We start from the raw sequence: 14,198 nt of genomic DNA on the forward strand, positions 1-14,198 counted from the left end.
CACGGGATCCAGCGTTGACTACGAGCGTCGCCGTATCGCAGGATGCGGTCCTGGTGCAGGGTGTGCTGCGTGAAGTGGCCCGCCGCATCGTGGGCCAGGAATACATGGTGGAGCGGCTCCTGATCAGCCTTCTCACGGGCGGCCATGTGCTGCTCGAAGGCGTACCGGGGCTCGCCAAGACGCTCACCGTGCGCACGCTCGCCGAAACGGTGCGCACGAGTTTTCAGCGTATCCAGTTCACTCCGGATCTGCTGCCCGCCGATGTCATCGGCACGCAGATCTTCGATCAGCCCAGTGGCGAGTTCCGTGTCAAACACGGGCCGATCTTCGCCAACATCATCCTCGCCGACGAAATCAATCGTGCACCGGCCAAGGTGCAGGCGGCGTTGCTCGAGGCCATGCAGGAAAAGCAGGTCACGATCGGCGGCACCACCTATCGGCTCACCGAGCCGTTTCTTGTGCTGGCCACGCAGAATCCGATCGAACAGGAAGGCACGTATCCGCTGCCTGAAGCGCAGGTCGATCGTTTCATGATGAAGCTGCGCGTGGGATATCCCACCCGGGCGGAAGAGAAGGAGATTCTGCGGCGCATGGCGGGCGGCGAGAACATTGCTGTGAACGCCGTGGCATCACCCGAAGAACTGATGGACGCCCGTCGGCGCATCTCCGAGTTGTACATGGATGAGCGCATTGTGGATTACATCGTGGAGCTGGTGCACGCCACCCGATTCCCGGCCGAAGTCGGCGCGCCGGATCTCAAGCCGCTCATCGAATTCGGAGCGTCCCCGCGTGCCACCATTGCGCTTGGTCAGGCGGCGCGTGCGCATGCTTTCCTGCGCGGCCGGGCCTTTGTCACGCCCGACGATGTGAAGAGCATTGCCCCGGACGTGTTGCGTCACCGCGTGCTCACGTCCTTCGAAGCCGATGCCGAAGGTGTCACCAGCGACACGATCGTGGAACGCCTGCTGACGGTGGTGAACGCGCCGTGAGCATCACGGCGATCGCACCCGCCGATGTCCTGCGCCAGGTGCGTCGCATCGAGGTGCGGACGCGCCGACTGGTGGACTCGCGATTTGCCGGCGAGTATCGCTCGCTGTTCAAGGGGCAGGGCATGGAGTTCGCGGAAGTGCGCGAATATCAGCCCGGCGATGAGGTGCGCGCCATCGACTGGAACGTCTCGGCGCGCATGGGTCGACCCTTCGTCAAGCGCTATGTGGAGGAGCGTGAGCTCACGGTCATGCTGGCCATCGACCTGTCGGGCTCTTCGCGGTTCGGGACGCGTGCGCGATTCAAGCACGATCTGGCCATCGAGATGGCCGGTGTGCTCTCACTGGCTGCGGTGCGCAACAATGATCGGGTGGGGCTCATGCTGTTCTCGGACCGTGTGGAGCATGCGCTCCCGGCGCGGAAGGGACGCAAGCATGCGCTGCGGCTCATTCGCGACTTGCTCACCGTGACGCCGGCCGGCCGTGGCACCTCGATGACCGCGATGGTCGATCGCATGATGCGGCTACTCCCCCATCGCTCGGTCATCTTCCTCGCGTCGGACTTTCTTGCCGACGATCTGGAGCGCCCGCTGGCTCGTCTCGCGCAGCGACACGATGTGATCGCAGTGACGTTGGAGGATCCGGCAGAGCGGGAGTTGCCCGACATCGGACCGGCGCGACTCGAAGATCCGGAATCCGGCGAGATCGTGGAAATCGACACGTCGCATCCGCAGGTCCGGCGCGCCTTTGCCACGCGCGTGGCGGCGGAAGACGAGTCGAGACGCAAGCTGTTTGGCCGACTGGGGCTCGACGAAATCGTGGTGCACACAGAGTTCGGTTATGTCGATGCCTTGCTCGCGTTCTTTCGGGCACGTTCGCGTCGACCACATGGTGCGGTCCGCACCGGTCCTCGTGGCACGTTGGGCGACGCGGCCTTGATGGAGCCTGGACCAGCGCAGGCGCGTCCTGCGCGTGTTCGGTGATCTGGTGATGTGCGCGCAACGGAGCGTGGTCGTGGTGGCATTGTTGGCTGCTGCACTCGGTGTGCGTGGGCGCACGGCGACGGCGCAACCGACCGTGCCGCCGTCTACGTTGGGCACGCCATCCGGATCACGCGTGCAGGCAGGAAAGCTGGTGCGCCCCGATACCGTGGAGATCGGTGATCCCTTCACATTGATCGTCACGGTGGTGGTGCCGACCGATGCACGCATCGAATGGCCCACCATCACGGACACCGCGGCCACCGTGGCGATGCGCGCGCCCGTGAAGGTCATCGATGAGGGTACGAATTTCGGCGGTCGACGCGAACGCGCCGAATACACCCTGAGCGCCTGGGACATCGGCACACTGCACATCGATTTGCCCGATGCGGTGGTGCGCTATGGCGATGTCACCATGCGCGTCCCGATGTCCGACGCGCGGGTGTTTGTGAAGAGCGTGTTGCCGGGCGACACCACATTGCATGTGCCGAAGCCGGCGCGAGATCTTTTTCCGCGCGTGCTTCCCTGGTGGCAGCGGTGGTGGCCGGCGCTGCTGGTCATTGCGGGGTTGGGTCTGCTGTGGTGGCTGTGGCGTCGTTTGCGTCGCCGCAAGTTAGCGGTCGCCGCAGCACCGCCGCTCGATCCGTATGCGCGCGCGATCCACGAGTTCGATCGACTCGACCGTCTGGCTTTGGCCGAAGCCGGTGAGAGTGGTCGCTACGTCGCGCTGGCGGTGGACATTCTGCGCCTGTTCGTCGCCGCACGCCTGCCTGATGTGGAGCTGTCCCAGACCAGCGCGGAGTTGTTGGTCGCCGCCATCGATGATCCACGGGTGCCGCGAGACCGACTGATCTCACTGCTGGCAGACGCTGATGGCATCAAGTTCGCTGCGCGTCGTGTGTCACCGCCGCGCGCACGGGAGATCGGCGGTGAAGCGCGGGCGATCGTGGAACACTTCGAACGCGTGGATCGCGAGCGTCGGGCCGCAGAGGCGGCAGCAACGGCAGCGGCGATCGCAGCGGAAGCGAATGCCCGTCAGGAACTCGAGGACCGCGCACGACGCGATTCTCGGCGTCCCAAGTCGGGGGCCCGCTGATGCAGGCGTGGCTCGAAGCCCTGCAGGCCGGGGAATGGTGGAGCGCGCGCTCCACCTTTGTGTCGCTCTTTGGCATGAGCTTCGCACATCCCGAAGTGCTGATCCTGCTGCTGGCCATTCCGCTCTGGCTGTGGTGGTGGTGGCGCCGCGAGGCGACGCAACGCACGATCACGTTTTCTCGTGCCGGCCTGCTCGCGAAGGGCCCGCGCCCACGCATCGCCTGGGTACGATGGCTACCATGGTTGCGTGCGCTGGCACTGGCCGCACTGATCGTGGCCGTGGCACAACCGCGTTCGGGGGCCCGCGCGGAACGTGTGTCCAGCGATGGCATCGATATCGCGCTCACCGTCGATATCTCGAGCTCGATGTTGGCCGAGGACTTCCAGCCGCAGAACCGCATGGAGGTGGCCAAGGACAAGGTCAAGCGCTTCGTGATGGGACGGAAGAGTGATCGGGTCGGGCTCGTGGCCTTCTCCGGTGAAGCGCTCACGCAGGTGCCACTGACCACCGACTATCCCGTGGTGTTGGCCGCTATCGACAATCTGCAGGTGGGTCAGCTCGAGGACGGCACGGCCATCGGCACGGCCATTGCCACGGCCGCCAACCGGCTGCGCAATTCGCCCGGTCGTTCCCGGGTGATGGTGCTGCTCACCGATGGCGAGAACAATCGTGGCGCGATCGATCCCCGCACTGCTGCGCAGGCCGCTGGCACGTTCGGTATTCGCATCTACACGATCGGTGTGGGCACCGATGGCATGGCGGCCGTGCCAGTAGGGCGTGGATTGTTCGGGCTGCGTTATGAAAATCGACCAGTGAAGATCGATGAGGCTCTGCTCACCGAGATCGCCAACAGCACCGGTGGTCGCTACTTCCGCGCCAAGGATGCGGCGGCGTTACAGAGCATCTACGAACAGATCGATCGACTCGAACGCTCTGCCGTGGAGGCCCGTGCCTATATCCGCTATACCGAACGATTCCGGTGGCCGCTGCTGATCGGGTTGGCAGCGCTGGTGTTTGAACTGGTGTTGCGGGCACGGCGAGGCATTCTGCCATGACGATCCCGCTGCCCAACCTGCCGCCGCTGATTTTCGATGCGCCGTGGTTGTTGTTGCTGGCGTTGTTGTTGCCGCTGCTGGTGTGGTGGTTGCGGCGTCAACGGCGTGATCAGCGCACCGCACGACTGGCGCGCTATGCCTCGCTGACCGCCCTGACGCGTCTGGTCGTTTCTCAGGACGCCGAGGCGTCCCGTCGCACGCTGCGGTTGATGTTGATTGCCGCGCTGCTGGGTCTTGCGTTGTCCGGTCCACGTTGGGGGCTCGCGCGCGGACCGATGAGTTCCCGTGGCATCGATATGGCCATCGCGATCGATGCGTCGCTGTCGATGTTGGCGCAGGACGAGCGTCCCTCGCGCCTGGAACGGGTGAAGCAGGAAGTGCGACGCTTGCGTGCCATGTCACCGGCAGATCGCGTGGCGTTGATCGCCTTCGCCGGTCGGAGCTACATCCTCACCCCGCTCACGGGTGACGATGGCGCGCTGGAACTGTTCCTCGACAACCTCGACCCCGGCGTGGTCGGTCAGGCCGGCAGCTCGTTGTCGCGCGCCATTCGCCAGGGCAGTGAGCTGTTGCTGGCCAGCGATGGCAGTGCCGATCGGGCGCTGGTGTTGCTCAGCGACGGAGAGTCGTTCGATTCCGCGGAAGACATCGAGTCGGCGGCCTCTGAAGCGGGCAGCAAGGGCATCAGCGTGGTGACGGTCGGCTTTGGTACGCGAGATGGAGCCACCATCCCCGTACGAGAAGGCACGATTGTGCAGCAGAAGCGCGATGATGCCGGCAATGTCGTGGTCACGCGCTACGCCCCCGAATTGCTCGAGCAGGCGGCCAAGTCTGCCAATGGCACCTTCATCGCCGCAGAAGCCTCGGACAAGGCGTCACGCATCCGTGCGGCACTGCGGTCGTTGCGCACAGCGCGTCGCTCGATTGATACGCGCGAAGATCACGTGCCACGGTTCCTCTGGTTCCTGGTGCCAGCATTGGCCTTGCTGGCCTGGGACTCGTGGCGTTTGGTACGCCGCGGTGGCGGTACGTCCCGTCGTCCGGAAATCGCCAACGCCAGCACCGTCGCGGCATTGGCCATGATGGTGGTGGTACCCGGGCTGCTGGGCTCCTGCGCGCAGAGTCCTGACCCCGCGGCCCTGTTTGCCGAAGGCAACGTGCCGGCTGCGCTGCGGGCCTACCGCGAGCTGATCGCGCGGGGCGACACGACGCTGGTCACCGCATACAACCTGGGCACGACACTCATCGCGGTCGACTCGCTCCCTGAAGCATCCGAACGACTCGAGATGGTGCGCCGCGCCGCCGATGGTGAGGTGCGGTTCCGCGCGCGGTTCAACGCCGGCCTGGCCGCGTTGATCATGGGGCGAGCGCCTGGCAATCCGGAGGGTGAGCGCCGACTGGCCGACGCGCGGTCTGCCTACCGTGCACTGCTCACCGATCGATCGGACTATCCGGACGGCAAGTGGAACTACGAGCTCGCACTCCGCCAGACACCACCGCAAGGTGGCGGAGGGGGTGGTGGCGGTGGTGGTGGCAACAACGATCAGAATGAGCAACCGCAGCCGCAGGGACAGGGTGGACTGGATCAGAAACAAGCCGAGGCCCTGCTGAACAGCGCGGCGCGTGAAGAACGCGATGTGCAGGGACGCAAGCAGCGGCAGAGTCGAACGCCGCCCGGCGGGAAGGACTGGTGACGCGGCGGGTGTTGTCTCTGATGCGCCGGATCAGCCGGCGCGCGGTGAGCGTGGCGGTGTGCACCGTTCTCTCGCTCGACGCGAGCGTTGCCGCCAATGCCCAACCGTCGCCGACGGCCATTGTCGATCGGGTACGGGTGAACAGTGCACGCGCCATCGACTTTCATGCGGCCGTGTTCCCGGAATCGGTGTACGTGGGGCAACAGGTCACCTATCAGGTGGCGGTGCTGCTCAGCGAAGACGCACGCAATCGTTTGCGTCGTGATCCGGAATTCCGTCCACCGGAATTGCGCGGCTTGCTGGCCTATGAGCTGGGCACCCCCAGACGAGTGCCTGCGCGCGAGTACTCCGGGCGACGTTATGAAGCCCATGTGTTCCAGCGGGCGCTGTTTGGGATTGCCCCCGGCGTGCTCACCGTACCATCTCCGCAACTCACGTATTTCCTGTCGCAGTCATCGAGCTACTTCAGTCGCGAAGAGCGCAGCGTGGTGCATGCGGAGAGTGCACAACTGGTCGTGATGCCGCTGCCGGAAGAAGGTCGCCCAGCGGATTTTTCGGGGGCGGTGGGTGTGCTCGAAGCGCGTACCAGCTTCGATGCCACCGCGGCGCGGGTCGGCGATCCCCTCATGCTCACCGTTCGACTGGAAGGTGAGGGCAACGTGAAGTTGCTGCCGCGCCCCATGGTGGAATTGCCATGGGCATCCGTGGTGCCGGGCAGCGAGCGCGTGCGCATCGACTCGTCCGGGGCGTTGGTGCGGGGCGTCAAAGAATTCGACTTCATTCTCACGCCCACGCGCCCCGGCGCCGTGGTGCTGCCCGTCATTCGCTACAGCTATTTCGATCCCTACCGCGCCACGTATGAGTGGGCGGAGTCCACACCGGCCGATGTGCAGGTGGCCGATGGGACATTGGCCGCAGGGACAGAGTCCGACGAAACGTCGCGCCTGCCATTGCGCAGTTGGCAAGTGGAGGAACGGCGCGCTGGTTATGACGTGCCGACGATCTGGCGACTGAGTCTGCTCGGGATATGGGGAGGCGCGGCGCTGCTTGCGTTCGGTGCTTGGTGGCGCCGTCGACATCGTGCGCGGCAGGCTGAAGCCCCAACCGAAAGTGTGGTTACACAGCGTCCGCTGTCGGAAGCCGATGGCTCGCCCGGCTCGATAGCGCGTGATCTCCGGCGTACGCTGTTGCAGCAACTGGCGGCCCGATTGCACGTACCGGCGGGGGCGTTGGTCGTACGGGCTGATGTCGAGCGGGTGTTGCGTCGCCGCGGCGTGACACGATCATCCACCCGCGAAGTGCTGACGGTGCTGGATGCATTGGCCGTGGAAGGATTTGGAGACGCGACACATCGCCGCGAACCAGGCCCTGATGACCTGCGGGCACAGGCTGCCCGTGTGGCGGAACTGGTGGCTGCGGAAGCGGTCGCGCAGGGACGCACGCGTCTCTGGCGTCGACGCGGGGCGCAACACGGTTCACGGCTTGGATTGATGCTGGTGGTGTTGGCCACGGGACTCGCGACTCCTGCCGAACGTACCGTCGCGCAGGGAGGCACCACCTCGGGGCCTGGTGATGTGCCATTGCTCGTGCGTGAAGCCAGCGCTGCGTATGAAGCCCGACGGTATGGTGCCGCCGCCGAACGGTTCGCCGAGGCGGTGAGTCAGCGTCCACGCGATGTGGATCTGCTGATGAATTGGGGAAATGCGGCGTGGTCGGCTGGTGACACCGTCAGTGCCGTGATTGCGTGGCAGCGTGCGGCGCGACTGGAGCCCATCACGGCCGATGTACAGGAGCGGCTCGCGCTGTTGCCACCGGGGGCGCGTGGTGGCATTGCTGAAGTGCCCATGGTGCCGGTCTATCCCCTGATGGTCGTGGCTACCGTGTGCTGGGTGCTGGGCACGATCGTGCTCATCGTCGCATGGTCTCGAACCGCGGTGGCCGATCGGGGAGTGCTGCGCGTGTCGGTGGGGGCCGCGTTGATGCTGGTGGGCGCCGGGGTGGCCGCGAGCGCGTGGTGGGGCACCTCGGCACTCGATCCGCACGGACTGGCTGTGGTACGCCGCCCCGAAGCGATGCGTGTGCAACCGGCCTTCGATGCCAACACCGCAGGCGGTCTGGCGACCGGCGATATCGTGCGGCTTGCCGCGGTGCAGGAGCAGTGGGCGCGTGTGGAACACGCGGATGGCCGCTTCGGATGGGTGCCTGCGGAACGCCTCTCCCTACTCGTCACCGACGCGGTTCGATAGCATTCAGGATGTCGCGAATCGCCATCCTGCCCAGCGCCGTTGCCGATCAGATTGCCGCCGGCGAAGTGGTCGAGCGGCCGGCGTCGGTCGTCAAGGAACTGGTGGAGAATGCGCTGGACGCCGGGGCGACCTCGGTGGACATCACCATCGAAGACGGCGGTCGCACGCTGATCCGCATCGCTGACAACGGCAGTGGTATGGATGGTGCCGACGCGGTGCTCGCGCTCTCCCGGCACGCCACGTCCAAGATCACCTCGGCCGAGCAGCTTGTGGGAGTGCGCAGTTTTGGCTTTCGCGGCGAAGCGCTACCGGCCATCGCCTCGGTGTCCGAACTGCAGATTGAAACGGCGTCAGAAGATGGGTCGGGCACTCTCGTGCGGGTGCAAGCGGGCACACTGACGGAAACCGGACAGGTGGCGCGTCGTCAGGGCACCACGGTGTCGGTGCATCGACTGTTCCACAACACCCCGGCGCGTCTCAAGTTCATGCGCAGCGCCCGCTCTGAATGGCGAGCCATTGTCGACGCCATGCAGGCCATTGGCGTCCTCCGTCGCGACGTGCATTTCACCGTGCGGCACGATGGCCGCGTGGCCCTCGATTGGCCGGCCGTTTCCACGTTGCGCGCACGTCTGGCGGCGCTGTGGGGCGCGGCTGATGTGGAACGCTTCGTCGATGTCGATGATGTGCAGGGCGTCGTGCACGTGTCGGGGCTCGCTGAGCGTCCGGCCGATGTGGGCACCGCTACACGACGGGTGTTGCTGATCGTGAATGGGCGCGTGGTCCGCGATCACGGACTCATTCGTGCCGCGGAAGCCGCGTATCGCTCCACCATCCCTGCTGGTATGCGTCCATCGCTGGTACTGCAGGTGCATGTGCCGGGCGGTGATGTCGATGTCAACGTGCATCCGGCGAAAGCGGAGGTGCGTTTTCGCGACCGGTGGCCACTGGAGCGGGCCGTGGAAGAAGCCGTGCGGCGCGCCCTCGGATTGTTCGACGCCTCCGCCGGCATCGGCTGGCGTACCTGGTCCGCTGCACCGGCCAGTCGCGAACCGGGGCACGCACTGGGCGGGATCCCGCTCGAACCGTCCGCACTGCGCGCGGCACCGGCACCGGAGGGGCTGTTTGCCACGCCCGCTGCCGCCGACGCGAATCTCGCGCAACACGCCATCGCGACGGCGACCGCGCCAACCGCAGACGACCTCACATCGGCGATGCAGGTCGATGCGATGCGAGCCGAAGCGGCGCGAGAGATGGAGACGCTGGTGGTGCCGCCGCTCATGCAGTTGCGGAAGACCTACCTGATGTTCGAACACGACGAAGGGGTGGTGCTCATCGACCAGCATTCCGCGCATGAACGGGTGCTCTATGAGCAGTTTCTCGGCGTGCTCGAACGTGGAGAAGCTCCTTCACAGCGTCTGCTGTTCCCGCTGACGCTGCATCTCGGGCCGCAAGAGGCGGATGCGTTCGAGGCGCATCGCGACGCGTTCGTTCGTCTCGGATTCGAGATCGATCATTTTGGTGGCACCTCACTGCTTGTGCAGGCGGTCCCCATGCCACATCCGCGTTTCGACGCGGAGCGGTGCCTGCGGGATACGCTGGCCGCCCTGATCGGCGATCGAGGGGCGAGCGCGGCGGCCAAACACGAACGATTGGCCGCCACCTTTGCCTGCAAGGCCGCCATCAAGGCCGGCGATCAGATGTCACCGGGCGAGATGCAGGCGCTGTATCGTGCGTTGGCGGCGACCGTGTTGCCGGCACACGACGTGCATGGACGATCGACCATCGTGCGGCTGTCGTGGGATGAACTCGATCGGCGCTTCGGTCGCAAGTAACGTGTGTGCCCCTACGATCTCCTGCGGCGCACGGCGATGAACCGTGACCTGCCAACGATGTGCATCGTGGGGCCAACGGCGGCCGGCAAATCGGCGTTGGCGCTGGCACTGGCCGAGCAGCGTGGCCTGGCTATCGTCAGCGCGGACTCGCGGCAGATCTACCGAGAGTTCGACATCGGTACGGCGAAACCTTCCGAGGCCGAGCTCGCGCGTGTGCCACACTACGGTGTGAGCATCATCGATCCGATCGAACGCTACTCGGCGCATCGGTGGGCCTCCGACGCGGCACACTGGTGTGACGCCGCCCTCGCGGCTGGCACCCCGCCGGTGATTGTGGGTGGCACCGGCCTGTATGTGCGCGCGCTGGTTGAACCGTTCGACGCCATCCCGTCACTCGATCCGCAACGGCGCCTGGCGCTGGCGCAGTGGCTGGAAACGCTCGATCGCGAAGAACTACGGCGTTGGTGCCAGCGACTCGATCCGGCGCGGGCCCATCTGGGCCGTACACAGTTGCTCCGGGCGATTGAAACCGCGCTGCTCTCTGGGCAGCGACTCAGTGCGCACTTCTCCGATGACGCGGGTTCGCAGAGTGGTGTCCCCGCAACCGCCGATGCGGAGCCGTGTTCGGTCCGCTATCTCGTGGTCGATCCCGGTCCGGAGCTGGCGGACAGAATAGCCGCGCGGGTGCACCAGATGGTGGCGCAGGGCTTCTTCGACGAAGTTGCCAGCCTGCGAGACCAGTTGCCCGCGGATGCGCCGGCGTGGAATGCCTGCGGGTATCGGGCCATGCGTGACGCGTTGGAAGGCACGATGTCGCGCGCCGCCGCCGTGGAGCGCACCATCATCGAGTCACGCCAGTACGCCAAGCGACAGCGCACGTGGTTCCGGCATCAGCTCCCGGTCGACGCGGTCACACACATCGACCCACGCAACCCGGACGCTCTGCAACGCACGCTCGACTGGTGGGATCGTGCACCGGCAAACGCACAGGCCGTGGAATTACACACCGGCGCTGCCACGCGCGCCCATGAGGAACAATCATGAAGATTGGCATTACCTGTTATCCGACTTACGGTGGATCCGGCGCGGTCGCCACCGAGCTTGGCATCGCGCTTGCCGCACGCGGCCATCACGTGCACTTCATCACGTACCAGCAGCCGTTTCGGCTTCCGAGTTTTTTGCCGCGGGTGTGGTTTCACGAAGTGGATGTGGGGCGATACCCGCTGTTCGAATATCCCCCATACGATCTCGCGCTGGCTGTGCGCATGCACGAAGTCGTGCGTGATCATCAACTCGACATCCTGCACTGTCACTACGCCATTCCGCACGCCACCAGCGCCTGGATCGCGCGCTCGATGCTGCGCGAAGAGGGGCGGGACGTGAAGGTCGTGACCACGCTGCATGGCACCGACATCACCATCGTGGGGCAGGAACGGTCGTTTTTCACGATCACCAAGTTCTCGATCGAAAAGTCACATGCCGTGACGGCCGTATCGCAGTACCTGCGCGAAGAGACGTATCGGGCCTTCGGTTGCACCGGTTGCAACGTGGGCGTGATTCCCAACTTCATCGACCCGGTGGAGTTCGATCGTTCGCGCCATGTGTTTCCGATCCCCGCCGATGTGATCGCCGGACGGAAGGTGATCATGCACATCTCCAATTTCCGCCCGGTGAAGCGTGTGCGGGATATCGTGCGGACCTTTGCGCTGATCACGCGCGAAGTGCCATCGGTGCTGGTGATGGTGGGTGATGGCCCGGAGCGGGTGGAGGCGGAAACCGAGGCGCGTGAGCTCGGGGTGGCCGATGCCGTACTCTTCCTCGGCAAGATCGATCCCATCGCACCATTGTTGGCTGGTGCGGATCTGTTTCTGCTCACCAGCGACAAGGAGTCGTTTGGCCTCAGCGCCCTCGAAGCGTTGGCGAGCGGAGTGCCGGTCATTGGGGCGCATGCGGGTGGACTGCCCGAAGTGGTGACCGATGGCGTGACGGGTTACCTCCGCCCGGTGGGTGACGTGGAGGGCATGGCGGCTGCCGGTGTGCAGTTGTTGTCCGATCCTGCGCGCTGGCAGGCGATGAGTGCGGCCGGTGCGGCCGATGCTCGTCGGCGATTCAGCGAAGATGCCATCGTGGCACAGTACGAATCCCTCTACGAGCGGACGCTCTCGACATGACCGTGTGGCAAGCCATCGTTCTGGGCATCGTGCAGGGGCTCACGGAGCCGCTGCCCGTTTCCAGCTCCGCGCACCTGGCGCTCACGCCCTATTTCCTGGGCTGGTCCGATCCGGGCCTCGCCTTCGATGTCGCGCTGCATTTCGGGACCCTGCTCGCGCTGATCTGGTATTTCCGGCGCGAATGGTTGGAGATGATCGCCAGCGCATGGCGCATCGCGAGGACCCGTCGTGTGGAAACGGTGCACGACCGACGGGTGTTGTACCTCATCGCAGCCACCATTCCGGGCGGCATCGGTGGACTGCTGCTCAATGATCTCGCCGAAACGACGTTCCGGTCCCCGGTGGTCATTGCCACGTCGCTGATCGTGATGGGCATCCTGTTGTGGGCCGTCGATCGGTGGAGTGCGCGGGCGCGAGTGCTCGAGGAAGTCACGCTGCGTGACGCCATCATTGTCGGGTGTGCGCAGGTCCTGGCGCTGGTACCGGGGGTGTCCCGCTCCGGCTCCACCATGACGGCCGGCCGTTTGCTCAAACTGGATCGCCCCAGTGTGGCCCGTTTCAGTTTTCTCATGAGCATGCCGATCACGCTGGCGGCGGTCATCGTGAAGATGCCCGATGCCGTGCGGGAACATGGCGCATCGCTGCCATTGCTGGCCGGCGTCGCGGCGGCCGCTGTGAGCAGTTGGTTTGCGATCTCGGTGCTGCTGCGTTACGTGGCGCGACACAGCTTCGGCGTGTTTGCCGTCTATCGGGTACTGCTGGGGATCGTGGTGTTCGCCACACTGGCTTCGCGCACATGATGGGGTGGCGTCTCCCTGCGCCAAGGGGCTGACCGCATGGCCACGCCTCCAGCAGCACACGTCATCGCGGCCGCGGGGCTGGTGGCGATCGACTATCACGAATCGGTGTCGTCCACCATGGATGTCGCCCACGCGCTCGCCGTATCGGGGGCGCCAAGTGGCACCGCCGTGCTGGCGTCGGAGCAGACGCAGGGCAGAGGCCGTGGTGGACACACCTGGCAGGCGGAGCCGGATGCCGGATTGTGGCTCACGCTCATCGAACGACCCACCGATGCTCGCGCACTGGATGTGCTGTCATTGCGCATCGGGCTCGCGCTCGCGGAGGCGCTCACGCCGTTGGTGGAAGGTGCGGTACAGCTCAAGTGGCCCAATGATCTGTATGTGGGCGCTCGCAAACTCGCCGGCATCCTGATCGAAGCACGCTGGCGGGATGGACGGCCCGAATGGGCGGCCATCGGCGTGGGGATCAATCGCCGCATTCCGGAGCATTTCCAGCAAGCAGCCCATGTGCGCCTCGACGTGTCCCGCGACGAACTGCTGATCGTCGCCGTACGGGCGATGCGTCTGGCGGCAGCGGGCACGGGCCCATTGTCCGCGCGTGAATGTGCGGCGTGGGATGCGCGCGATCTGGCGCGTGGCCGTCGGGTTGTGGCTCCGGTTGCCGGAGAGGTGACCGGTGTTTCGCCAACGGGCGCCGTGCGTATTCGCGACGACGCCGGCGTGGAGCACGCCGTGCACAGCGGCTCGCTGCAGTTCTTGTAGTCGCGCGGCGGCGGGGCATCGCCCGACCTGCCAAAAGTGCAGCGACCCCAACGGTCTGCCACAGACTTCGGTCAGGTCTGGCAGGAGTTCTGCCAGGGTGGCCGAGCTTAAGTCCTTGTTTGGTATGAACTTACGCGTATTGTGTCGGTCTTGACGTGCATCGTCGGCTGGCGTAGCTTATTCGTGCTGGCACTCACCATACGTGAGTGCTAACACCTCTCAGTGATTCTTTGTTGATCCCCTGACACATCGCAGGAGACCAGTAGCTATGGCCAACCAGAAGGTGGCGCCACTCGCTGATCGCGTTGTCGTGAAGCCGCTCGAAGAAGCGGAGCAGATGCGCGGTGGGCTGTACATCCCCGATACGGCGAAGGAAAAGCCCCAGCAGGGCACCGTGGTCGCCGTCGGCCCGGGCCGTTTCGAGAAGGAGACCCGCGTCCCGATGGACGTGAAGGTCGGCGACAAGATCCTGTACGGGAAGTACAGCGGCACCGAAGTCACGATCGAGGGTGAGGCGCTCCTCATCCTGCGTGAGTCCGATGTCCTCGCCGTGATCAACTGAACCGCCCCTTAACC

12 protein-coding genes are annotated in these 14,198 nt (G+C 65.3%); all 12 read left to right on the forward strand.

Features of this window, described 5'->3' with window-relative positions; genetic code table 11:
• Window positions 1–14: 14 nt before the first annotated feature.
• The 12 genes from GAU_RS07805 to GAU_RS07860 all read left to right on the forward strand — a co-directional run bounded on the left by GAU_RS07805 (window position 15) and on the right by GAU_RS07860 (window position 14,184).
• On the forward strand, window positions 15–989 hold the full coding sequence (locus GAU_RS07805) for an AAA family ATPase (RefSeq protein WP_041266220.1): 975 nt from the start codon (window positions 15–17) through the stop codon (window positions 987–989).
• Window positions 986–1,969: a DUF58 domain-containing protein gene (locus tag GAU_RS07810; RefSeq protein ID WP_012683014.1), complete on the forward strand. Its 984-nt coding sequence runs from the start codon at window positions 986–988 to the stop codon at window positions 1,967–1,969. Before GAU_RS07805 ends, GAU_RS07810 begins: the two co-directional genes overlap by 4 nt.
• 7 nt (window positions 1,970–1,976) lie before the next feature.
• A complete protein-coding gene (locus tag GAU_RS07815) occupies window positions 1,977–3,062 on the forward strand; it encodes a hypothetical protein (protein WP_156798951.1) in 1,086 nt (361 codons plus the stop codon).
• The gene (locus tag GAU_RS07820) at window positions 3,062–4,117 is read left to right on the forward strand and encodes a VWA domain-containing protein (protein ID WP_052574311.1); all 1,056 of its coding nucleotides are present in this window, start codon (window positions 3,062–3,064) and stop codon (window positions 4,115–4,117) included. The genes GAU_RS07815 and GAU_RS07820 overlap by 1 nt, the downstream gene beginning before the upstream one ends.
• Window positions 4,114–5,811: a VWA domain-containing protein gene (locus GAU_RS20650; protein ID WP_012683017.1), complete on the forward strand. Its 1,698-nt coding sequence runs from the start codon at window positions 4,114–4,116 to the stop codon at window positions 5,809–5,811. The genes GAU_RS07820 and GAU_RS20650 overlap by 4 nt, the downstream gene beginning before the upstream one ends.
• A 20-nt stretch (window positions 5,812–5,831) precedes the next feature.
• Window positions 5,832–8,057 (forward strand): SH3 domain-containing protein, encoded by a 2,226-nt coding sequence (locus GAU_RS07830; protein WP_041265381.1) that lies wholly within the window; start codon window positions 5,832–5,834, stop codon window positions 8,055–8,057.
• An 8-nt stretch (window positions 8,058–8,065) separates the two neighbouring features.
• On the forward strand, window positions 8,066–9,889 hold the full coding sequence (mutL, locus tag GAU_RS07835) for a DNA mismatch repair endonuclease MutL (RefSeq protein WP_012683019.1): 1,824 nt from the start codon (window positions 8,066–8,068) through the stop codon (window positions 9,887–9,889).
• A 36-nt stretch (window positions 9,890–9,925) separates the two neighbouring features.
• Window positions 9,926–10,933: a tRNA (adenosine(37)-N6)-dimethylallyltransferase MiaA gene (miaA, locus tag GAU_RS07840; RefSeq protein WP_156798952.1), complete on the forward strand. Its 1,008-nt coding sequence runs from the start codon at window positions 9,926–9,928 to the stop codon at window positions 10,931–10,933.
• Entirely contained in the window at window positions 10,930–12,060 is a 1,131-nt protein-coding gene (gene bshA, locus GAU_RS07845; protein ID WP_012683021.1) for an N-acetyl-alpha-D-glucosaminyl L-malate synthase BshA, read from the forward strand. Before miaA ends, bshA begins: the two co-directional genes overlap by 4 nt.
• Window positions 12,057–12,860 (forward strand): undecaprenyl-diphosphatase UppP, encoded by an 804-nt coding sequence (gene uppP, locus GAU_RS07850; RefSeq protein ID WP_012683022.1) that lies wholly within the window; start codon window positions 12,057–12,059, stop codon window positions 12,858–12,860. The genes bshA and uppP overlap by 4 nt, the downstream gene beginning before the upstream one ends.
• A 36-nt stretch (window positions 12,861–12,896) precedes the next feature.
• Window positions 12,897–13,622 carry a biotin--[acetyl-CoA-carboxylase] ligase gene (locus GAU_RS20655; protein WP_012683023.1) on the forward strand — a complete coding sequence of 242 codons (726 nt, stop codon included), beginning with the start codon at window positions 12,897–12,899 and terminating at the stop codon, window positions 13,620–13,622.
• Between the two features lie 268 nt (window positions 13,623–13,890).
• Window positions 13,891–14,184, forward strand: a complete 294-nt coding sequence (locus GAU_RS07860; RefSeq protein WP_012683024.1) for a co-chaperone GroES — start codon at window positions 13,891–13,893, stop codon at window positions 14,182–14,184.
• Window positions 14,185–14,198: the final 14 nt, after the last annotated feature.

This window comes from Gemmatimonas aurantiaca T-27 (assembly GCF_000010305.1).
Lineage (GTDB): Bacteria > Gemmatimonadota > Gemmatimonadetes > Gemmatimonadales > Gemmatimonadaceae > Gemmatimonas > Gemmatimonas aurantiaca.

Bases quoted from the DNA above. Each gene is read 5' to 3' on its own strand.
- GAU_RS07815 (WP_156798951.1), top strand. From the start codon at position 1,977: ATGTGCGCGCAACGGAGCGTGGTCGTGGTGGCATTGTTGGCTGCTGCA.
- GAU_RS07820 (WP_052574311.1), top strand. From the start codon at position 3,062: ATGCAGGCGTGGCTCGAAGCCCTGCAGGCCGGGGAATGGTGGAGCGCG.
- GAU_RS20650 (WP_012683017.1), top strand. From the start codon at position 4,114: ATGACGATCCCGCTGCCCAACCTGCCGCCGCTGATTTTCGATGCGCCG.
- GAU_RS07830 (WP_041265381.1), top strand. From the start codon at position 5,832: ATGCGCCGGATCAGCCGGCGCGCGGTGAGCGTGGCGGTGTGCACCGTT.
- mutL (WP_012683019.1), top strand. From the start codon at position 8,066: ATGTCGCGAATCGCCATCCTGCCCAGCGCCGTTGCCGATCAGATTGCC.
- miaA (WP_156798952.1), top strand. From the start codon at position 9,926: ATGAACCGTGACCTGCCAACGATGTGCATCGTGGGGCCAACGGCGGCC.
- bshA (WP_012683021.1), top strand. From the start codon at position 10,930: ATGAAGATTGGCATTACCTGTTATCCGACTTACGGTGGATCCGGCGCG.
- uppP (WP_012683022.1), top strand. From the start codon at position 12,057: ATGACCGTGTGGCAAGCCATCGTTCTGGGCATCGTGCAGGGGCTCACG.
- GAU_RS20655 (WP_012683023.1), top strand. From the start codon at position 12,897: ATGGCCACGCCTCCAGCAGCACACGTCATCGCGGCCGCGGGGCTGGTG.
- GAU_RS07860 (WP_012683024.1), top strand. From the start codon at position 13,891: ATGGCCAACCAGAAGGTGGCGCCACTCGCTGATCGCGTTGTCGTGAAG.